Source organism: Microbacterium sp. BDGP8 (genome assembly GCF_029991045.1).
Classification (GTDB): domain Bacteria; phylum Actinomycetota; class Actinomycetes; order Actinomycetales; family Microbacteriaceae; genus Microbacterium; species Microbacterium plantarum.
The window spans coordinates 1-18,735 of record NZ_CP120713.1 but is presented as its reverse complement, the minus strand read 5'-3'; the positions used below and the strand labels follow the sequence as shown (position 1 = coordinate 18,735).

Genomic DNA, 18,735 nt, shown 5'->3' with positions numbered 1-18,735 from the left:
ACGGTGAAGAAGAACGCATGGATCGGGCTGGTGGTTGCCATCGTGGCAGTCGCCAGCCTCATCGTGGCCGTCCTCCTCCTCACCGCGCCCCGCGGTGGCGACGACGCGGGCGGAACGCCGTCCGCGTCACCCACGAGTGCCGAAGGCGTCGACGGCGGGTACTGCCAAGTCGGCGAATCGGACGAGGTAAGTCCGCCGGCTGATCTCGCGTGGGAGGCCGCGCGAGGGTTCACCTGGCCGGTGTCATCATCGGTCGGCCCAACGAAGGAGCGTGACGGATATCCGGCGTGCTTCGAGCGGTCGCCTGCGGGTGCGGGACTGTTCGCGGCCACGTTCTACGCAGAGGCGATGGTCGGCTCGGGCGCTCCCGTGGACGCGCTGGACTTCTACACGGTGGAATCGCCGGGTAAGAGCGAGGTTCTGCGCACGGCGCCGGCCTCGAATGAGGGTGCGACCGAAAGCTGGGCGTCCGCAGGAATGACGTTCGCCGGCTACCGCATCGACGAGTACACCGAGGACCGCGTTTCTCTGTACGTCGTGGTCACGACGTCGCGCAACGCGACTGGTTACGCCGGCTTCCCGATGACGGTCGTGTGGGAGGACGACGACTGGAAGATGCGGCCGAAGGATGACGGCAGCTCGGGCAGCCCGATCGACGTCACGTCTGACGACTTCGTTAGGTGGGTCGGGTAATGGCTGAGTGCTCCGGTGCGGGAGATTTCATCTTCAACGGTGGGGAGTGTGTGCCGCAGGCCATCGGCGGGCTTATCGGCTCGCAGATGGAGAAGTTCACTCAGGAGCTTTACCGGGGCGCGAACGATCTGTGGAACGGGTTCTTCACGTCCTGGATCCAGTCACCCCCGGAGGCTGTGATCGGTGGCGCGACGTCGGAGTGGTTCGCGGCGGTGGCGGGGCCGATTCAGGCGGTGCTGCTCGCGATCGGTCTGATGGTCGCGGGTATCCGGACGATGCTGCTTGCACGCGGCGAGCCCGCGGCTGACGCGGCCAAGAAGCTGCTGCGCGCAATCCTCGTGACGGTCGTGGGAACGGCGTTCTTCCAGATCATGCTGCTGGGATCGAACTCGCTGGCCCGGTGGATCCTCGACACCGCGAGCGGCGGCACCACCCCCAACTTGGTGGGCGACGTTGCGACGTTCGGCGGCAACATCGCCATGGCGATGATTTTCGGCGTTTTCGGGCTGATCGTGGTCGGCATCCAATGGCTGATCATGATCCTGCGGGCCGTGGCACTGACGGTGCTCGTGCCGTTCTGGCCGGTCGCGGCCTCGGGCGCGATGTTTGAGCGTCACGAGAAGATGTTCACCCAGACGACTGGGTGGCTGATCGCGTTCCTGCTGTACTCGCCGCTGGCTGCGGCGTTGTACGGCATGTCGATCCGTCTGCGCCAAGGGGCCGATGGCCTCGCGGGCGTGATGATCGGCATGGCGATCTTCCTGCTGGCGTTGTTCGCGCTCCCGGCACTGGTGAAGCTCGTGATGCCGGCAGCCGCGGCGCTGGGAAGCGCGAGCGCCGGGTCGATGATGATGCGCGCTGGCGGCGCGATGATGACCGCGGGTGTCGCCGCGGGGGCTGTCGTAGCCACGGGCGGCGCCGCTGCGCCCGTCGTAGCCGGCGGCGGTGCCGCGGCCGCAGCGGGCGGGGGAGCAGCTGCAGGCGGCGGCACCGTGGCCGCGGGTGGTGGTGCGGCTGCCGCTGGCGGCGCAGCGGGAAGCGCGAGCGCGGCCGGCGGTGGCGGCGCGGCGGGTGCGGGCACGGCTGGAAGCGGCGCTGCAGCGCCGACCGGCGCGAGCGGGACGAGCACTGCCAGCGGATCAGCTGCAGGCGGCTGGGATGCCGCATCGGGCGGTGCCGGCGGGTCCGGTTCTGGCCGCGGCTGGGACGCGGCGCGTGACGTAGCAAGGTCGCTGCCTCAGGGCAGTACGACGACTGTGGAGGACACTTTCAATGAGCACTGAGCAGATCACCCCGACCGAACGGACGCGGTTCGGGAACTGGATACCGGTTCGTAAAGCGACCCTCGGCGGGCTGACGGTGGTGGGCTGGGGCATCCTCCTGACGGCGCTGATTCTGATGGTGCTGTTCTTCACGCGCGGAGCCTTCGGCGCCGGCCTCATCGTCATCAGCGCCGCGTTGGTGTTCGAACTGGTGTTCGTCCTGCGGTTCGGGGGAGACGCGACGGGGGAGACGATCGCGTCCCGCTTGTCGACCGCGCTCTCGGGAGTTCGACGGGTGGACCGCGGCGAGGCCCGGTTCAACTCGGGCCTGTTCTCGAACCTGCCGGCGGATAACCTCACCGGCCTGCCGGGGCTGCTGGGGAACCTGCGGGAGATCGACGGCACGGACGGCCGCGGCGACCCCTTCACGCTCTTGTTCGACCCGAACGTGCAGACGGTGACGGCGGTGTTTGCCTGCAACCCCGAGGGCACGGACCTGCAGCAGCGGGCGAAGATCGACCAGGACATTGCCTGGTACGGCAACGTCATCGCGTCGCTGTCGCGGGACTCCGCGATTGCCGGAGCGGTGACGATTGTTGATTCGGCGCTGCGGTCCTCGGAACCGCTGGTGCAGAAGATCGCCTCCGACATCGACCCGCAAGCGCCCGCGGTGGCGCGGCAGGCGATGATGGAGGCCGCTCAGCGGCTCCCGGAACGCTACGCCGAACTGTCGACCTGGGTGACTATCTCCTGGTCGGTCCCGGCCCTCGCCGGGGGCGTTGAGGATGCGGTGGCCGAGGTGGCGTCCAAACTGCCGTACCACGTCGACGCGCTGCGGGACGCGGGCGGCGGTGCGGTCGTGACGGCCACGAGCGGGATGATCGCCGACGCGGTGCGAGTGGCGTACAGCCCTGAGCGGTCGACGGAGATCGCGAGCGATGAGCTACGCGGCCACCACAACGCTCTGCGGGTGACTGAGGCCGGCCCCGATTACTTCGACGACTCCAACCGGCGGGTTTGCCTGCACGACGAGGTGGCGTCGATGACGGCTCTGGTGCTGGCGCCGCCGCGCCTGCACATCACGGAAGAGACGTTGGCGCCGCTGTTCCGCCCGTCGGAGCGGTTCCTCCGCAAGCGCGTCGTGACCTTCTACCGCCCCGTGTCGGCCGCGAAGAGCACCGCTCTCGTCGAGCAGATGGGGGCGACGGCATCGACGGTTGCCAGCGCGAAAGCGCGGCGCACAGAGCGCGACGACCGCGTGGTGCAGCACGCCGCGAAGCTCGAACAGGAAGTGACCTCCGGGGCCGCGATCACGCGGTTCGGAATGGCGGTCACGGTGACGTTCGAGCCCGACACCCGGTCGTACCGGGAGGCGACGTTGAAGCTGAAATCGCTTCTCGAGGCGTCGTCGCTGACGTACCGGTTCTGCGAGCACGACGCGGGCCCGGCGTTCCACACGACGTTGCCGCTGGGAATCCTCCCGTGGCTCTACGAGACGCAGATCGAGAAAGTGATGGGGAAGGTCGCATGAGCCGTCAAGCAGCCTGGATGCGCGCGCGGCCGCGCACCCTGACCCGGATGGGGTTCCTCGGTGCCGGCGGGGGACGGTGGAACCGGGTACCAAAAGCCCCGCTGTGGTACTCGTCGTCGGTGCAGGCGTGCGGGATCTACCCGTTCGTGACCGGCACCGCCCGCCCCGTCTCGGGGGTTCCGCTCGGTCGCGACCTGCTGACGGGAACGGCCGTGGCGATGGATCACCACTCGCTGTACATGGAGGGTGTGATCTCGTCGCCGTCGATGTTCATGTTCGGGATCAACGGCGTGGGCAAGAGCTCCACGGCGCAGACGATCCAGCTGGGGATGATGGCCCGCGGCATGGTGCCGGCGGTGTTCAACCCCTTGAAGAAGGGCGAGCACACCCCGCTTGTTGAACAGGCCGGCGGAAAGGTGTTCGAGTTCGGCCCCACCGCGCGGCACCAGCTGAACCTGCTGTCGCGCGGCCCGTTGGGGCGAGCGGCAGACATCATCGGAGGCCAGGCCGGCGAGGAAGTGAACCGCCTGGCGACGTGGAAGGTCGTCCAGCAGGCACAGGCGGCGCTACGGGTCAGCCGCGGCGTGCCGCTCGATGACATCGACGACGCGGTGATCGAGGCAATGGTGACGGATATTCTCGCCCGCAACCCCCGGCCGGTCACCAGCGACCTGTCGGCGCTGTTCTATGCCCCCTCTGCGCGGGTTCTCGCCGTGTCCGGGCAGGAGGACGCGACGTCCTTCCGCCGCCGGTTCGAGCGGCTGGGGGAGTCGCTGCGCGCGATGCTCGGCGGTGAGCTGGGTCGACTGCTCGGCGGCACGGAGTCGATCGAGATCGACCCGGGCAACCGCGGCGGGTTCTGCTTCGACACGTCCTCGATCCCGGCCACAGCGACCAAGCTGCTGTCGACGGCCATGCTGATGTCGTGGTCGATGGGCATGGATACGATCGATGCCCACTGGGAGCTCGCGCAGTACGAGCAGCGGATCGCGGCGGAGGCAGCGGACGCGGGGGAGATCTACACCCCGAAGGTGACTTGGACCGGCTTCACGACGCTGATGGATGAGTTCTGGTACCCGATGCGGTCGACGCCCGGAATCGTTGACCGGGTGGACGCGCTGTCGCGGTCCAACCGGTCGGTGGGAACGGCAGAGATGAAGATCACGCATTCGCCGAAGGACATGCTCTCTCTCCGCGATGAAGATGACCGCATGAAGGCTCGCGGACTCGCCGAGCGCTCGGGCGTGCTCGCGCTGCTGGCACTGACCGGCGAGGATCTCCAAGCCCTCGGCGAGGTGAAGCCGCTGACGGTCGAAGAGATCCGCCTGGTGTCCGGTTTCAACGCTGCGAAGACGTGGCGCAGCCGGCCGATGGCCGATGGCCGGCAGGCGGCGCCTCCGGGGGCGGGAAAGGTGCTGTTCAAGGTTGAGGGCCGGCCCGGTGTGCCGGTTCAGATGGTGCAGACGCCCACGCAGAAGGGTCTGCACATCACCGATGAGCGGTTCCGCAAGCAGAGCGAAACGACCATGACGAGGCGGGCCAGCTGATGTCCGCTGTCACCCGCAACACCGGCCCCGGCACGGGCACCGCCGTTGCCGTCCTGATCGCCCTGTTCGCGGCAATTGGGGCTGCGTCGGTGTGGACAATCGCGCGGTGGATGAGCACCGGGCGGGTTGAGTTCGTCAACCCTGTCGCCGGGGTGATGGGCCGCGAGCCGTGGACGGCCACTCACACGGCCGCGGCGATCGCGGTCGCCGTGGTGGTCCTGGCGGTCATCGTCCTCGCCGTGGTGCTCGCCGTGCGGGCCTCGCGCGACCGGTCGCCGGCCGACCGTGCAGCCCCGTACATGGGCAAAGGGCGCTCGATCGCGCCGCTGCTGCCCGGGGCTCTGGACAAGAAGCACAAGCGGATGGGCCTGGACGCGCGCCGGTTCCGTGGCGTCCTGGTCGGATACGCGGTGGTAGGCCTCACGGCGCTGCGCGCGTCGTATGAGGACACCATCACCGTCATTGCCGGTCCGCGCCGCAACAAGTCGGTGTCGATCGTCATCCCCGCCATCGTCGAGGCCCCCGGGTCGCTCCTGGTGACGGGGAACAAGCCCGATCTGATGATCACCGCGGGGCACCGGGCCACAATGGGCCGGGTGTCGCTGTTCGACCCTCAGGGGCTTGCTGCAGCGCACACGGACAACCGGTGCTGGTGGAACCCCCTCGCGACCGTCCGCACGATCGAAGACGCCGCTGTGCTCGCCGACGTGTTCGCTGCAGCGTCGTATGACGCCGAGAAGAAGGACGACTTTTTCGCCAAGAGCGGGCGCGACCTGGTGGCCAACTATCTGTTCGCGGCCGCGGTGAACGGCAACCACCTGCCGGTGGTGTTCGACTGGCTGAGCCGGCCCGACAACCCAATGCCCGCACGGGTGCTGCAGGAGCGGTACCCGTCGCTCGCCGATGACATCGAGTCGACGCAGGCGCTCGTGGAAGAGACCCGCTCAGGCGTTTACGGGTTCGCGCAGGGTGTGATGCGGTTCCTGGCCTCGGAGGCGCTGCGCGCCTGTGTGACGCCAACAGCCGGCCTCCCTGAGTTCAAGCCCGAGGAGTTCTCCGCGGCGCCGGCAGACACGCTCTACCTGCTCAGCGAGGAAGGGCCGGCATCCGCCGGCCCTCTCGTGGCCGCACTCACCCGCGCGGTGCTCACCGCGGCCGAGAACGACGCCAAGCGCGAGCCGTCCGGCCGTCGACCGGTGCCGTTCATGGCCGTGCTCGATGAGGCCGGCAACATCTGCCGTATCCCCGATCTGCCGGCCAAGTACACCCACTACGGCTCGCGGGGCATCGTCGTGACGACGATCCTGCAGAGCCAGGAGCAGGGCGAACAGGTGTGGAGCCCGCGCGGGTTCGCGCAGCTGTGGGGCGCGTCGACGATCCAGGTCTTCGGTGGCGGTAACGCCTCCAACGGCTTCCTGCGCGACCTCTCCGAGCGGATCGGTGACTACGAGTACACCGAGACGACCACGAACCATCAGAACGGTCAGCGGAACGTGAACCGGACCCGATCCTCGGATCGGATCATGTCGATTGCCGACCTCGCGTCGCTGTCCCTGGGCCGCATGGTGGTGCTCGCTTCGGGATGCCGGCCGGTGCTGGTGAAGTCGGTTCCGTGGTTCAAGGACAAGCAGATGCGACGTCTGATCAACGGGGGCAACCAAGCCCCCGTGCAGGTGCACCGCACCGCGAGCACGAGCACAGGAGTCGAAGTTGAACGCTGACGATCTGCCTCTGACCGAACCGAGCGCCGAACTCGTCGCGTTCGTCGACGGCACGTTGCTGGACTTCCTCGCACCCGCGGGGGGCGCGGACACTCGTTGGTGTCCGCAGTGGGTCGAGCACCCCGACGCCGTGCACCGCCTGGCCGCGATCCGCGAGGAGTGGAACCTCATGCTGGCGTCGGCGGAGGGCGGCGCTGTGCCGGCGCTGCACGCGTTCCTCCGCGACGTCCTGGACTACCACCTGCCGCTGCTGATCGACCAGCATCGGGGCTCTTTCCGAGAGTGCGGGTACGGACACAAGCCGCGTGGACGCCTCGACGTGAGCAGAGAGACGCGAGGGGGCTCCGCATAAGAACCCCGCAACAGCCCCGGTGCGAAAGCGCCGGGGCTGTTCTCGTGCGAGGGGCCGGCGCCCGCCGCGTCACACGCGATCGGGCCACAACCCGGCACGAGTCAGGGCCAGCGCCCTACGGTGTGTGCATGGAACCCGGACCTCTGCAGATCGTTGCCGACGTCGCCCTGCCTAGCGCAGCGATCATCATCTCGACTGTGGTCGCAGTCGGCCTTGCGAGGTCGGAACGCAAAGCTGCCGCGGCCGCGCGCGCAGATGAGCGCATAGATGCGGCGTTTGTGCGCACGCTCGTCGCCCTCGCGACCTTGAACACCATCAACCTCCGCGCTGAGCTTGCCTCGGGACCGTTCCGGGAGCTTCGAGTGGGGCTCACGCTTCTGGCGTCGGTCACGCCCGAGCGAACCGACGACCTTCTCGGTGAGTGGTTCGAGGCCGAACGTGTCGCCGGCAACGGGGAGGCGCAAGAGTCGATGCGCCGCCTCTATCTCGTTCCTGACCCTCCTCGTAGTGAGGCTGACGTGAACGCCATGGTCGAAGCGGGTGCCCCGTTGAACACCTGGGCACGGGATTTCGCGAATAATCTGCGGGTGTGGAGGCGGAAGGGCCTGACGGACGCTGAACTCAGATCCCTGATCGTGAGCGCGAAGAACCGCTCGAGCGGAACTGCGGCGGCTTAGAGCCGCGGGCCGCGCTGGCGGTTCCGCACGGCCGCGGTCGCGGTCTGCGTGCGCTGCTGCCGCTGCGTGCTCTCCTGGCGTCGACGGTACGCGGCGTCCTTCGCGGCCTCCTGCTCCGGCGTGCCCCGTGTGGGCCGCGTGGGCGCGTTGGTCGGCGCCGGGTCGGCCTTCAACGCGGCCGCGCGATCGCGCGTCTCTTCCTCGCGTCGACGAGCACGGTCCACGCTCTCGTTTGCCCCGGGCCGGGTCGCGGAGCGCGCCCAGCCATCGACGAGCTCACGCGGCGGTGTGGGGGCCGGAGCGGCCTGGTGGCGGTCGGTGAAGGAACGCACAGCGGCATCGTGGTCCTGCTGCGCGCCGCGGCGTCGGAACGGACCCGCTTCCTCGGCCGCGGTCGCGGCCTGCTGCACCTGGTCGTAGTCGCGACGCCAGGTCGACTCGCCAGCTTCGACAGCTGCTCTCTCGGCCGCCCGTTCGGCGTCCTCGCGCGCCGACGTCGCGGCAGCTGCAGCCCTCTCGGCCGCACGCACGGCCTGACGGTACTCGTCGGGGTTCTCTCCGGGGTGCCGGCGTTCCCACGCGGCACGGGTCGCCTGGTACTCGCGCAGCTGCACGGCGAACAACCGTTCCTCGGCTGCGATGCGTTCTTCGGTGATGGAACGCCCCTGCGGCTCGTCGATCGTGGCCACCTTCGCCTCCTCTGCCGGCAGCTGCACATTCTCGTCCTCGCCGCCCTGCGGCAGCACGATCCCGTCGAGGTCGCGGCGGATCGCCTCACGCGCCGCCTCCACGCCGCGGTCGCCGGATTGCCGGCCCATCGCGTCGACGAACACGCCGCGCGCCTCGTCCAGGTCGGCGGCAACGATGTGGAGCGAGTTGTTCTCGCGGCCGCGGGTCGCGGCCACGTACAGCGCCTGCGCGGACGACGACTCGGTGACAACCCCGTGGGCGTAGTCGACCGTCGCGCCCTGCACTCCGTACTCGGTCGTCGCGTACGCAAGGTGCGTGTGCTCCTGGACGTACTCGGCCGGCAGGCGCACGCTGTTCGCGCCGTTCTTCACGGTGACCGAAGCGTCGGGGTGCACGCGGGCGACGTCCCACACGTCGCGGTTAGCGACCCCAAGGTCACGGTCGTTGCGGCGGGTCATCAGCCTGTCGCCGGGGCGGATGCTGAGCCCGTCCATGCCGGCGACCTCGGTGCGCGGGGTCCGGGTGTGTCCCGCCCGTGCACGGGCGTCCTGAACGATCGCGTTGATCTCCGTCGCGGCCTCGTTGGAGGGCACCGCGACCGCGATCGTCGCGCCCGCCTCGGCTTTGGCCACGACGTCGGCGCCGATCGCTGCGACCACTTCTTGGTCACTGCCGTGCAGGACGATGTGGCCTGCGGCGGCCAGCTGGTCGAAGGTGTCGCCTGGGTCGACGCGATCGCGCATGCGGAGACTGATGGCGGCGTACTCGGGCTGCCGGAACCGGTGCACCTCCGACATGTCGAGGGGGCGGGGGTGCGCGGCCACGGCCATATCGAGAACGCCGCCTCGACCGACTGCCGGCAGCTGGGCACGGTCGCCGATGAGGCCGATACCGGCGCCGGTTTCGTCCGCGATCGTCGTCACCGCGTACGCGAGATCCTGGTCGATCATCCCGGCCTCGTCGATGACGATACGGGTGTCCTGGTCGACCGCGAACTCGGCGCTGGGGCCTTCGTAAATGGCGCCCGTCGCCGGGTCTGCTTCACCCACTGCGAGCCGCGACCAGGCGCCGGCGTCGCTCCAGCGGAAGCCGTATTCGTGCGCGAGCTTGTGGGCGCTGGACGCTGCGGCGCCCGTTGAGGACGCCGCCTCGGCTGCGGCCCGGAGGGTCGGCGCGACGATCAACAGACGGTAGTCGTCGGTGGCGGCAAGCTCGCACGCGGCGCCGAGCATTGTCGTCTTTCCCGACCCCGCCGCGCCCTCGATGACGACAAGCGGTGCACGGCTGGCGATCGCTCGTGCGGCGTCGCTCTGCTGCTCGTTGAGGGTGCCGATTGTCTCGCCCGGGAACACCAGGCCCGACTGCAGGCCGCGCGTCGTGAACCGGTCGCGTAGCGTCCGCTCGACGTGCAGCACACGGTCACTGGTGATGTTGCGGACCCACTGCGGAATCTCCCCGGAGATCTCCACTTCCAGCGTCGGCAGCTGGCGGGCGATCTGCTGTGCAGCGTCTCGTACGAACGTGTTGATCGACTCCGCGTCGGACTCGATGTTGCGCGCGGCAACGGCCAACCCGACGTGCCCTTCAAGGTCCGCGATCGACCACGCCGAACTGCGCGCCTCAGCGGCGGACAGCACCTCGGCAGTCAACTCGTCCGCCGTCAGCGTGCCCACCGTGACGCGCTGTGCGGGCGCGGTCGGTGCGAACCCGTCGACCTGCAGGCCGGCGTCCTTCATCTCCTGCAGCCACACCGCCTCGGACGCCATGTTGGCGTTCGCCTTCTGCGGCCGGTCGAGCGCCCACGCCTGCTGATCCCAGCGCAGGCGCAGCGCCCGATCAGGCTCCTGGCCGGGGTGCGCAGCACGCCACTCGGCCTCGAACCGGGCGGCGTGACGGTTGATCTGATCGGCCCGCTTGGAGAGCACACGCGCGTGCTCTTCGAGGTTCGTCACCTTGCCGGTCGCGGCGTCGAACGTGAGGCCCACACGCGCGAGTGCATCCCGCAACTCAGCGTTCGAGTTGATCGCAGCCTCACCGACGCCGCGCAGCGCCGCCTGCTGGCGCAGCGTCGCCGCAGTGTGCAGCCCGCGCCACTGACCCTCGGCGTAAACGCGAGTGTTCCACTGGACATGAACGTGCCGGTGCGGGTCGCCCGCGCGGGAGGTGCGGTGCACTACCGCCACCTGCTCCAGCCGCTCGACGGGCACGAACCGTTGCGCGCCTCGCGCGCCTACACGGGTGACGGAGTTCTGCGCCATGTACCCGCCCATTGCCTCGACAGCCTGCGCCTGCGCGGCGTCGAGTGCGGCGGAGACCTCCGGGAACATCGCGGCGGCAACCGACAGCGACTTGTCGCAGTTGACCGTCATTTCAACGAACCGAGGTGAGGACGGTCGGACGACTACCTCGCCGTCCTTGGACAGCCGCACCTCGTCACGCGGGTTCCCGCGCTTGGCGAGGGTGAGCGGGTCTTGCCAGTCGACCCACGCCTGATAGGCGTCGCCGTCGAGGCTGGACCGGTCGAACACCTGACCGTTGCTGTCTAGCGCGGTCCACTCGGCAACGGCCGCGCCGTGTTCCAGGTAGTAGTCGTCAGCGTGCGAGTGGTCCGATTCGAGGTACGCACGCGCAGCGCTCCCGATCCCTCGGTAGAAGATCAGCCCGCCGCGCATAGCACCAGCGTACTATGGGCAAAGCCCGTAGCATACGTGCATCTGATGAAAGCTCTTCGAGCACTAGCGAGTACAGAGCTGCAATCAGATCTCGTGAGCTGCTGTCACGGAGTCTTGATCTGACGGACTTGGCACACCATCTGTGTTCGCAAGCTGCTGTTGTGAGGTTGGTTCCTCGATCGCTTGGCAGCCCTTTGTCTTGGTGCTCGATCTGTCGCCGGGTCTGCTTCCCGAGGTGTGTGGATCGTCCCGCGAAAATGGCACGTGCTACTTCAATGAGAAGAACGTAGGCTGGTGGTATGACGATGAATATTCGCGACTCTGTACTGGCTCAGGTGGAAGAGAAGATCGCCGCGGGCGAAGCGCTCTCGGGAGCGATTCAGGCCGAGGCTGACGCTCAGGCCGCGCTGCAGGAAGCGACCGCAGCCGTCGCCCGCGCGCGCACCCACGCGCTGCGCACGGGATGGACCGAAACCGAGTTGAAGAAGCTCGGCCTGGTGCCCAACACGACCACCGCCCGGGCTCGCAAGGCGCGCGGCCCGAAGCCCGCAGCTACTCCCGCGGTGCAGAACGATGACTACTCGTAAGACGTACGCCGCGGCCCTCGTCGGCGCCGGCCTCTTGGTTGCCGGAATGCTGTCGGGGTGTGCCCCCGACGCAGCGCCTAGTGAGTCGCCCACACGATCGACACCCGCGCCGTCTGCGTCGTCGACCGTGAGCCCGAGCCCGACCGAGGCGCTGGGAGATCACGAGCACGAGCCGGACCCCGCAGCGCCCGACGCCGCGGTGGTGATCGCGATCGAGGCCGTGACCGCGTATTGCCGGCCGGGTGTCGCGAAAGCGCAGTGGATGGACGAACTGTCTCCGCTGCTCACGCCCGCAGCCGTCACCGCTTACGACACGGTGGACCCGGCGACGGTCCCGTGCACGACGTACACCGGGGGCGCCGCGATCGCGTCCGGTGATGGCGTCTTCACGTTCCTCGTCAGCGTGCCCACCGACGCCGGGACGTACACCGCGTACGTCACCCGGCCCGACCAATCTGACCCCTGGCAGGTCGACAGAATGGCGCCCCCGGAATGAAGCGAAGCGGCCTCCTAGCCGGCACGATCATCCTGCCCGTCGCGCTGATCCTCGGACTCGTCATCGCGCTTACCTCGGACGGGAACGAGCCGGCCAACGCCTGCACCCCCTCGGCAGGACCGGTCAATGCGGCCGCGATCCCCGCCGACGCCTCGGTGTCGGGTTATGGCCGCGACCAACTCGCGAACGCCGCCGCGATTATCAACGCGGCCGCGCAGCTGAACCTGCCCCCGGCGGCGCAGTCGCTCGGGGTGCAAGCAGCGCTCGGTGAGTCCTCGCTGGTGAACATCAACTACGGCGACAACGCCGTGAACCCTGACGGCTCGATCGCCGACTCCATCGGTCTGTTCCAGCAGCAAAGCTCTTGGGGGACCGTCGCTGAGCGGATGGACCCGACGACCTCGGCGACGCGCTTCTTCGAGCGCCTGGCCGCTGTCCAGGGGTGGGAAGCGCTGGAACCGTCCATCGCCATCAACCGCGTGCAGATCAACTCTGACCCCTTCCACTATGTGAAGTGGCGCCCCGCCGCGGTCGCGATCACCGCCTACCTCGGGTCGCTCTCTGGCGGTGGCTCTGTGCCCGCCGGCTGCAGCGTGTCCGGCGACGCCGCGGAGCTCGCCCAGGGGCTCGCCGCCGCGCTCGATGACGGCACCCTGACGATCCAGGAACAGCGATACGAGAAGCAGATCCGCGACATGGCCGCCGGCACGGCCGCCGAGGACTGCCGGATCGATCTTCCCGTTCTGCAGCTGATCACTCTCGCGCTCCAACGCTTCGAGTCAGTGGGCCTCTCAGACATCAACCGGCGATGTGCCGGGAGCAACCTCGGTACCAACGCGCACTGGATCAACGGCGGCGGCAACGCCGTGGACTTCGTCAGTCTCGGAGGTCAGCCCGTCACCGGGAACACACCCGAGACGTTCGCCCTGCTCGACCTGCTCGCGGGTGTCGCCCCCAAGGGCACGCGCGTGGGGCAGAACAACTGCCGCAGCGCCTCGGCCGCGCTGGCGTGGCCCACGCTCGTGCAGTTCTGGGACACCTGCCACCACCAGCACGTCGACTTCCTGTACACCAGCGGCACGCTCAACGTCGCCCCCTAGCCCCTCCCCCTGCAACCTGCGCGCACCCTCGGGTGCCGACCGGTCGCATACATCTCGCGTGGGGCTCTCGCTCTCGCTCTCGCTGCGGATCGGCGCCCGGTTCGACTAGCTGCGATCGCTAGCGTCGGCCTGTTCGTTCTGGCGCACGCTCCGAACGAGGGCCCGCGCGCGGACGATCGCGAATCCCGTCACGGCGACCAACAACACGAGCCCGAGGATCTGCAGAGCGCCCCACGACGACCGACCGACCAATGAAGAAAAGAGGAACAAGAAGGACGCAAGGAGCACACAGCCCACACCGATGAGGAAACGAGTCGCCTGCGCACGGGTCTGCGCAGCGGCGCCCCGCAGAGACATGATCAGCACGGCGCCCGCCCCAAGCAGTGCGGTGCCGATGGCCGCGATGATGAGCGAGAGTGTGTCGTTAACCATGGCTATTGTTCCTCATGTCAGCAGCGTCAGCCTCGGCCTTCGCTAGCGCGCGGGCGACGGTCGACTTACCAACGCTGAGCACCGCGGCGATGTGGTCCAGGCTATGGCTCTCCGCGCGCATGCGTCGTGCCTGAGCGATTTTCTCCGGAGTCATCTTCGGCGGCCGTCCACCGACCCGTCCCTGAGCCTTCGCGTGCGCCAGGCCGCGCATCGTGTTCTCTCGGATCGTGTCGACGCGCAGCTGCGCGAACACGGCGACCATGCCGAACAAGGCGCGACCCATCGGCGTCGTGGTGTCGATCATGGGCTCCGTCAGGCTCCTGATGTTCACCCCGCGACGGTCGAGGTCGTGCAGCGTCTCGATGATGATCCGCTCCGTCCCCCCAAGACGGTCCAGGCGGCGCACCAGGAGGGTGTCGCCCTCGCGGAGATAGTCGAGGCACGCGCGCCACTGGGGGCGGTCTGCGATGCGGCTGGACTCGCCCTGGTCGACGAATACTCGAGAAGCGCCGGCCGCGCGCAGCTCGGCCTCCTGGGCGGCGGGGTTCTGGTCCCGCTTGGACACACGGGCGTAGCCGACGACGTTCGTCATCCCTCGGCCTCCTGTTGCTCTCGTGCTCGTCGCTCCTGCTCGGCGCGGTCTGCCATCAGCCTGGAAAGCTCTGCACTGCCGTCGACATGTACGCGACGACGACGAAAGCGCCGATCACGGCAGCGAAGCCCGCGGCGATCGCCAACACAGTCTTCTGAGCCCTGCCCTCTTTCATGCATTTATTCTATAGCTTGTCCCGAAAACGGTCTATAGGAGGTTTCGGGACAAGAGGGTTTCGGCACAGGGTTTCGGCACGGCGTGTCGACATCCCCGCGGTGCGCTCGGCGCTCGTGCCGGAATCGATCGTTATCGGCAGACCGGGGAAGCTACTGTCATGTGAGTGGAGTGGTTTATCACTGGCGTGCTCGTCCCCGTCGTTATCGCCGCTGTGACAGCGTTCGGCGCGACCTGGTACGCGACCGGCCATGCAGATCGCAGAGAGCGCCGACAGAGTGACCGCGCAGCTACCGACGCCATCCGTCGATACATCCGAGCGCTCAGCAACCGCGCCGACTATCTCGAAGAGGTTGCGATCGCCGCCGGCCACTGGGACCCAGACGCCAGCATTATCGATCCCGGGAGTGATGAAGAGGTTCGCGCGGCTTACCAAGGCGCGGCGTCGTTCTTCTACAGGCTCAACGTGGGCGAGGGCGAGAGGGCCGGGATCTCAAACACCATGCCGGATCTGGGTCATCACGCCATGGAAGGCGCCGGCAACTTCGCAGAGCGCGCCGAGCTCCTGCAGCAGGCACTCGACCGCGGGCTGTTGCCGACTCAGTAAAAGGGGTACTGCACAGAACTCAACCTTGGTTCCGTCTCGGCTCAGCGCATGAGAGATGCGGCTAGGCGCGAGCGCTGGGATCGGCACACCGGGCCGGACGGCGTCGACTGTTGCGCACAGTCGATACCCTCGGATGGTGCACCTCCAAGTTGTCCCGAGCGGCATGCCCGCCGTGCCCTCTGATCCCGCCGCTGCACTGCAGCAGCTCCTCGCGGAAGGCGTCACCTGGGGCGACTCGTCTGCGTGGCTACCGGCATTGCCGACGAAGAGCGTAGACCTGTTCTTCACCTCGCCGCCCTACGCGGATCAGCGCGCCTACAGTCGCATCCATCCGGACCGCTATGTTGAGTGGTTCTTGCCTTTCGCGCGGGCTATGTATGACGCAAGCGCGGATACCGGTTCGTTGGTCATTAATATCAAGAACCGCGTGGCTAAAGACGGTCCTCTGCGCGGGCAGCGGCACCCCTACGTGTTTCAGCTCGTGATCGCGTTGCAGAACATGGGCTGGCGCTGGGTTGAGGAGTACATCTGGCAGAAGCCCAACGCGATTCCCGGCAAGTTCGGCCCTCGCACCAAGGACGCCTTCGAGCACGTGTTCCACTTCGCTCGTGGCGCGAAGCCGTACTTCGACCTCGATGCGATTCGGGTCCCATACAAGACGACCGACCACGAAATCGCCCGCCGTCGGCTGGACACGAACGGTCGGCGCACCACCGAAGCCGGCTTCGGCCGCGATCGCGTGGGCACCTATCGTCACGGTGGCGCCGACCCCGGCAACGTTGTCTCCGTCAGCCAGACCTACAACCAGCACCGGGGCGTGAAGCACACGGCGGCTATGCCCGAGGGGCTCGCAGAGTTTTTCGTCAAGGCCATGTCGCCGGACGGCGGAACCGTCATCGACCCGTTCGCAGGCGGGGGCACAACTGCAGTCGTCGCGCGCCGGCATGGACGCCTCGCCGGTGGCATCGAGCTGCACGAACAGTTCGCCATAGAAGCACGTCGGCGCATCGCGGCCGACGTCGACAACGACGTACCCGGCCAGATGCTCGGGCTGGCCTGATGCCCAGTATTGAAGAAACCGTTGCTCGGATCGTAGACACCGAGACGTGGAATCAGCGCGTCGCTCAGATCCGTCTCATCAGTCAGAACCACGGCAGCGCGCAGTACCAGGAGATCTATGCGGCCGTCGCGCGCGAGCTGTATGTTCCTCACCTGGCGCCGGACTTCGCGTACGTGCACTCAATGGAGTTCTACGATCTGCCCACTTTTCAAAGCGCCTACGCTGCGGCACGCGCGGCGACCGCGGCATTCGCCGACGTGTCAGAACAGACGCTCGCGGACGCGATTCTCGCAACCCCCCGGACCCTTCTGGCGTTCAGAACGATCCTCGGGCTCACTGGCAAGGAGTTCGCACAGTCGACCAGCCTCGTCGCAGAGCCGCTTGAGATTCCGGCTGTATCACAGGGCAAGATTGACAGCATTGAGCGCAGCGGAACGGCTGTCACTCCGCAACAGGCGAGACTCATCGCAAAGACGATCCTCGCTGTGATGGACGGCAGTCTCTTCGGAGACCCGCCCGGAGACCTGCACCGGAAGCAGGAGAAGTACGACACCGAACGCGGCTGGGAAGGCGTGCACGAGCTCGCTCGAGATGGGGTGCCCTACGAGGCCTTGCTCCACCAGCGTCACTACGGCGGCGCCTTCCGGCAACTCCTTGACGCCACGTCTACGCTGCGCGGGAACCTTCTCGAGGATGCCGTTGAGGAGCTATTTATTGAGAACGGTATCCCCCACATCCGAACCGGAAGCCACAACCAAGGCGACATCGTGGAGCGATTCGAGCTTCACGTCACCCCGGCACCCGATTTCGTCGTGTACGACAGCTCGGGGAGCCTGCGTGCCATCCTCGAGTGCAAACTCGTCAACGACGGCGGCACCGCCCGAGACAAAGCGCTGCGCTTTGAACGGCTCCGAGCGGAATCGCTACGGCTCGGCGGCGTTCCCCTACTCGCTGTTCTCGCGGGCCTCGGCTGGACCCGCGTGAACGATACTCTCGGACCCGTTGTACGCGACACCGATGGCCGAGTGTTCACCCTCGCCACTCTCCCCGACATGCTCGACGTGAGCCCCTTTCCCACTCTCATCGGCACGGGAGAGCGAGGCCAATAGAGCCGGGCAGGTCGTCACATCTTGTCGATCCACGTCTCTTCGGTACGATCGGCCCAGGCGTTGCCCGTCACCCGCGCGCCGGAAGCATCGACGCGTCGCGACAGTCTCAGCAACAGCGTTTGTGCATGCCGCTGTGTGAGCTCCCCCACCGAAGTGATCCGCTGACCGGTGAGTTCAGCCACTACGGTGAACTGCTCGCGCGCGGTCACGATGCCTAGATTCGCGAATGCCTCTCGGAGCTGTCCGCGAGTTGCCTCGCTCATCATCGGGTCGACGGTCGCGGTAGTTGCTGGTTGGCTTGTGTCGTCGTCATCTTGAAAGAGAGAGAGTGGCTGTTGGTCGTTAGTCATTGCTATCCCGAGTTCTCGACAATCCACTCAGCGCGTGCGAGGAGCTCGTCGAAGGTGATCACCTCGGGCTCCTGAAGGTGGCGGCGGGCGAGCTCGAAGGACCTGATCTTCGAGGGATGGTGGGTTCCCGAGTCGTTGACGAACTCCGACAGCCTTCCGATAACGAGAAACGAGCGAGGTCGCAGCAGGTAAGTTGCGTCTGCAGTTTCGAACCCATCGCGGTCAAGACTAGTGATCCGTTCTCCGATCTCGGCGACCGCTTGGTGCACCGTCGCCTGCGCTTGGCTGATACCTCCTGCTAGGTCTTTCGACATCGGCCACACACCCGGGCGGTACTCCGTTCTTTTCAGGAGATCCGTTCGGTGATGCTTGATTTCCGCGAACACCATTGATTGGATGACGCCGCTAGGGCGTGTTGCTAAAGGCTTCGGCCGGAGCGATAGCTTGGTCGTGTGACTCGTAGTTCGGTGACGGTGGTTGCGGACATTGATGCGTCCGTCGAGGTCGTCTGGCGATTCCTGACGACTGAACGAGGCGCATGGTGGCCCGAGATGCGCTTCGAGGCGGAGGTCGGCTCGCCGCTCGTCGAAACCTGGGTCGAGGAAGGCCAACAGGTAAGCGCGACGGGGAGCGTCACGCGATGCGACGAGCCGCATGTTCTCGGATTCGATTGGACCGAGCAGAGCTGGGACCATCCTCTCGACGTCGTGATAGAGCTCGTAGCGCACGGGCAGGGGACCTTAGTCACGCTCACCGAGTCAGGATTCTCCCGTGCTCGTGTTCCGCACTCTTTGCCTGCGGAACACGAAGAGGGGTGGCGATACCACCTGGCACGATTGAAGCGGACGAGCGAGGGTGAAGACGTCGACGTCGATGTTCAGTGAACGCTGCTGGTGAGCCAGTGGAGTGTCGCGGCGAGGCAGAGACCGGCGCGGTAGTTGCGTGCGGTCTTGTCTGAGCGCATCGCGATCCCGCGCCACTGCTTGAGCTTGTTGAAGCATCGCTCGACGACGTTGCGGCCACGGTAGCGGACCCGCTGCTCCTTGAATCGGCCTGGCTTTCGTTCCGTTCTTCAAGCAAGGA

Annotated in this window: 19 protein-coding genes and 1 pseudogene; 14 read left to right on the top strand and 6 right to left on the bottom strand. The window is 67.3% G+C overall.

What is annotated here, in order from left to right:
* The first annotated feature begins 3 nt into the window (after positions 1 to 3).
* The 7 genes from P6897_RS15995 to P6897_RS15965 all read left to right on the top strand — a co-directional run bounded on the left by P6897_RS15995 (position 4) and on the right by P6897_RS15965 (position 7,783).
* On the top strand, positions 4 to 693 hold the full coding sequence (locus tag P6897_RS15995) for a hypothetical protein (protein ID WP_282502669.1): 690 nt from the start codon (positions 4 to 6) through the stop codon (positions 691 to 693).
* Positions 693 to 1,976 carry a hypothetical protein gene (locus P6897_RS15990; protein WP_282502668.1) on the top strand — a complete coding sequence of 428 codons (1,284 nt, stop codon included), beginning with the start codon at positions 693 to 695 and terminating at the stop codon, positions 1,974 to 1,976. Before P6897_RS15995 ends, P6897_RS15990 begins: the two co-directional genes overlap by 1 nt.
* The gene (locus P6897_RS15985; RefSeq protein ID WP_348997240.1) at positions 1,966 to 3,486 is read left to right on the top strand and encodes an SCO6880 family protein; all 1,521 of its coding nucleotides are present in this window, start codon (positions 1,966 to 1,968) and stop codon (positions 3,484 to 3,486) included. The genes P6897_RS15990 and P6897_RS15985 overlap by 11 nt, the downstream gene beginning before the upstream one ends.
* Positions 3,483 to 5,033, top strand: coding sequence for an ATP-binding protein (locus P6897_RS15980; RefSeq protein ID WP_282502666.1), 1,551 nt, complete (start codon positions 3,483 to 3,485; stop codon positions 5,031 to 5,033). Before P6897_RS15985 ends, P6897_RS15980 begins: the two co-directional genes overlap by 4 nt.
* The gene (locus P6897_RS15975) at positions 5,033 to 6,754 is read left to right on the top strand and encodes a type IV secretory system conjugative DNA transfer family protein (protein WP_282502665.1); all 1,722 of its coding nucleotides are present in this window, start codon (positions 5,033 to 5,035) and stop codon (positions 6,752 to 6,754) included. The genes P6897_RS15980 and P6897_RS15975 overlap by 1 nt, the downstream gene beginning before the upstream one ends.
* Entirely contained in the window at positions 6,744 to 7,106 is a 363-nt protein-coding gene (locus tag P6897_RS15970) for a DUF4913 domain-containing protein (RefSeq protein WP_282502664.1), read from the top strand. Before P6897_RS15975 ends, P6897_RS15970 begins: the two co-directional genes overlap by 11 nt.
* A 128-nt stretch (positions 7,107 to 7,234) precedes the next feature.
* The gene (locus tag P6897_RS15965) at positions 7,235 to 7,783 is read left to right on the top strand and encodes a hypothetical protein (protein ID WP_282502663.1); all 549 of its coding nucleotides are present in this window, start codon (positions 7,235 to 7,237) and stop codon (positions 7,781 to 7,783) included.
* Here P6897_RS15965 and mobF read toward each other — a convergent pair.
* Positions 7,780 to 11,145: a MobF family relaxase gene (gene mobF / locus P6897_RS15960; protein ID WP_282502662.1), complete on the bottom strand. Its 3,366-nt coding sequence runs from the start codon at positions 11,143 to 11,145 to the stop codon at positions 7,780 to 7,782. The two genes, P6897_RS15965 and mobF, sit on opposite strands and share 4 nt — an antisense overlap.
* Positions 11,146 to 11,444: 299 nt before the next feature.
* Here mobF and P6897_RS15955 point away from each other — a divergent pair, with 299 nt between their 5' ends.
* The 3 genes from P6897_RS15955 to P6897_RS15945 all read left to right on the top strand — a co-directional run bounded on the left by P6897_RS15955 (position 11,445) and on the right by P6897_RS15945 (position 13,328).
* Entirely contained in the window at positions 11,445 to 11,732 is a 288-nt protein-coding gene (locus P6897_RS15955) for a hypothetical protein (RefSeq protein ID WP_282502661.1), read from the top strand.
* 127 nt (positions 11,733 to 11,859) lie between these two features.
* On the top strand, positions 11,860 to 12,228 hold the full coding sequence (locus tag P6897_RS15950; RefSeq protein ID WP_282502660.1) for a hypothetical protein: 369 nt from the start codon (positions 11,860 to 11,862) through the stop codon (positions 12,226 to 12,228).
* Complete coding sequence (locus P6897_RS15945; RefSeq protein WP_282502659.1) at positions 12,225 to 13,328, top strand: hypothetical protein; 1,104 nt, start codon at positions 12,225 to 12,227, stop codon at positions 13,326 to 13,328. Before P6897_RS15950 ends, P6897_RS15945 begins: the two co-directional genes overlap by 4 nt.
* Positions 13,329 to 13,433: 105 nt before the next feature.
* Here the strand turns inward: P6897_RS15945 and P6897_RS15940 are convergent, their stop codons facing one another.
* Positions 13,434 to 13,760, bottom strand: a complete 327-nt coding sequence (locus P6897_RS15940) for a hypothetical protein (protein ID WP_282502658.1) — start codon at positions 13,758 to 13,760, stop codon at positions 13,434 to 13,436.
* Positions 13,753 to 14,352, bottom strand: a complete 600-nt coding sequence (locus tag P6897_RS15935; protein WP_282502657.1) for a recombinase family protein — start codon at positions 14,350 to 14,352, stop codon at positions 13,753 to 13,755. Before P6897_RS15935 ends, P6897_RS15940 begins: the two co-directional genes overlap by 8 nt.
* A 340-nt stretch (positions 14,353 to 14,692) precedes the next feature.
* Here P6897_RS15935 and P6897_RS15930 point away from each other — a divergent pair, with 340 nt between their 5' ends.
* The 3 genes from P6897_RS15930 (at position 14,693) to P6897_RS15920 (ending at position 17,302) form a co-directional block, all read left to right on the top strand.
* Positions 14,693 to 15,133 (top strand): hypothetical protein, encoded by a 441-nt coding sequence (locus tag P6897_RS15930; protein ID WP_282502656.1) that lies wholly within the window; start codon positions 14,693 to 14,695, stop codon positions 15,131 to 15,133.
* 133 nt (positions 15,134 to 15,266) lie between these two features.
* Positions 15,267 to 16,193 (top strand): site-specific DNA-methyltransferase, encoded by a 927-nt coding sequence (locus tag P6897_RS15925; RefSeq protein WP_282502655.1) that lies wholly within the window; start codon positions 15,267 to 15,269, stop codon positions 16,191 to 16,193.
* Positions 16,193 to 17,302 (top strand): hypothetical protein, encoded by a 1,110-nt coding sequence (locus tag P6897_RS15920; protein WP_282502654.1) that lies wholly within the window; start codon positions 16,193 to 16,195, stop codon positions 17,300 to 17,302. Before P6897_RS15925 ends, P6897_RS15920 begins: the two co-directional genes overlap by 1 nt.
* Before the next feature lie 14 nt (positions 17,303 to 17,316).
* On the opposite strand, the gene P6897_RS15915 is transcribed toward P6897_RS15920, so the two are convergent.
* The gene (locus P6897_RS15915; protein WP_282502653.1) at positions 17,317 to 17,652 is read right to left on the bottom strand and encodes a hypothetical protein; all 336 of its coding nucleotides are present in this window, start codon (positions 17,650 to 17,652) and stop codon (positions 17,317 to 17,319) included.
* A gap of 2 nt (positions 17,653 to 17,654) precedes the next feature.
* Positions 17,655 to 18,050 (bottom strand): Shedu immune nuclease family protein, encoded by a 396-nt coding sequence (locus P6897_RS15910; RefSeq protein ID WP_282502677.1) that lies wholly within the window; start codon positions 18,048 to 18,050, stop codon positions 17,655 to 17,657.
* A gap of 54 nt (positions 18,051 to 18,104) precedes the next feature.
* On the opposite strand from P6897_RS15910, the gene P6897_RS15905 reads away from it, so the two are divergent.
* A complete protein-coding gene (locus P6897_RS15905; RefSeq protein WP_269268756.1) occupies positions 18,105 to 18,536 on the top strand; it encodes an SRPBCC family protein in 432 nt (143 codons plus the stop codon).
* Here the strand turns inward: P6897_RS15905 and P6897_RS15900 are convergent.
* Positions 18,530 to 18,700, bottom strand: a pseudogene (locus P6897_RS15900) (hypothetical protein); the annotation flags it as partial. The gene P6897_RS15905 and the pseudogene P6897_RS15900 sit on opposite strands and share 7 nt — an antisense overlap.
* Between the last annotated feature and the right edge of the window lie 35 nt (positions 18,701 to 18,735).

Coding starts and splice junctions, on each gene's coding strand:
- P6897_RS15935 (WP_282502657.1), bottom strand. CDS start 14,352: ATGACGAACGTCGTCGGCTACGCCCGTGTGTCCAAGCGGGACCAGAAC.
- mobF (WP_282502662.1), bottom strand. CDS start 11,145: ATGCGCGGCGGGCTGATCTTCTACCGAGGGATCGGGAGCGCTGCGCGT.
- P6897_RS15945 (WP_282502659.1), top strand. CDS start 12,225: ATGAAGCGAAGCGGCCTCCTAGCCGGCACGATCATCCTGCCCGTCGCG.
- P6897_RS15920 (WP_282502654.1), top strand. CDS start 16,193: ATGCCCAGTATTGAAGAAACCGTTGCTCGGATCGTAGACACCGAGACG.
- P6897_RS15975 (WP_282502665.1), top strand. CDS start 5,033: ATGTCCGCTGTCACCCGCAACACCGGCCCCGGCACGGGCACCGCCGTT.
- P6897_RS15955 (WP_282502661.1), top strand. CDS start 11,445: ATGACGATGAATATTCGCGACTCTGTACTGGCTCAGGTGGAAGAGAAG.
- P6897_RS15965 (WP_282502663.1), top strand. CDS start 7,235: ATGGAACCCGGACCTCTGCAGATCGTTGCCGACGTCGCCCTGCCTAGC.
- P6897_RS15990 (WP_282502668.1), top strand. CDS start 693: ATGGCTGAGTGCTCCGGTGCGGGAGATTTCATCTTCAACGGTGGGGAG.
- P6897_RS15915 (WP_282502653.1), bottom strand. CDS start 17,652: ATGACTAACGACCAACAGCCACTCTCTCTCTTTCAAGATGACGACGAC.
- P6897_RS15940 (WP_282502658.1), bottom strand. CDS start 13,760: ATGGTTAACGACACACTCTCGCTCATCATCGCGGCCATCGGCACCGCA.
- P6897_RS15980 (WP_282502666.1), top strand. CDS start 3,483: ATGAGCCGTCAAGCAGCCTGGATGCGCGCGCGGCCGCGCACCCTGACC.
- P6897_RS15925 (WP_282502655.1), top strand. CDS start 15,267: ATGGTGCACCTCCAAGTTGTCCCGAGCGGCATGCCCGCCGTGCCCTCT.
- P6897_RS15985 (WP_348997240.1), top strand. CDS start 1,966: ATGAGCACTGAGCAGATCACCCCGACCGAACGGACGCGGTTCGGGAAC.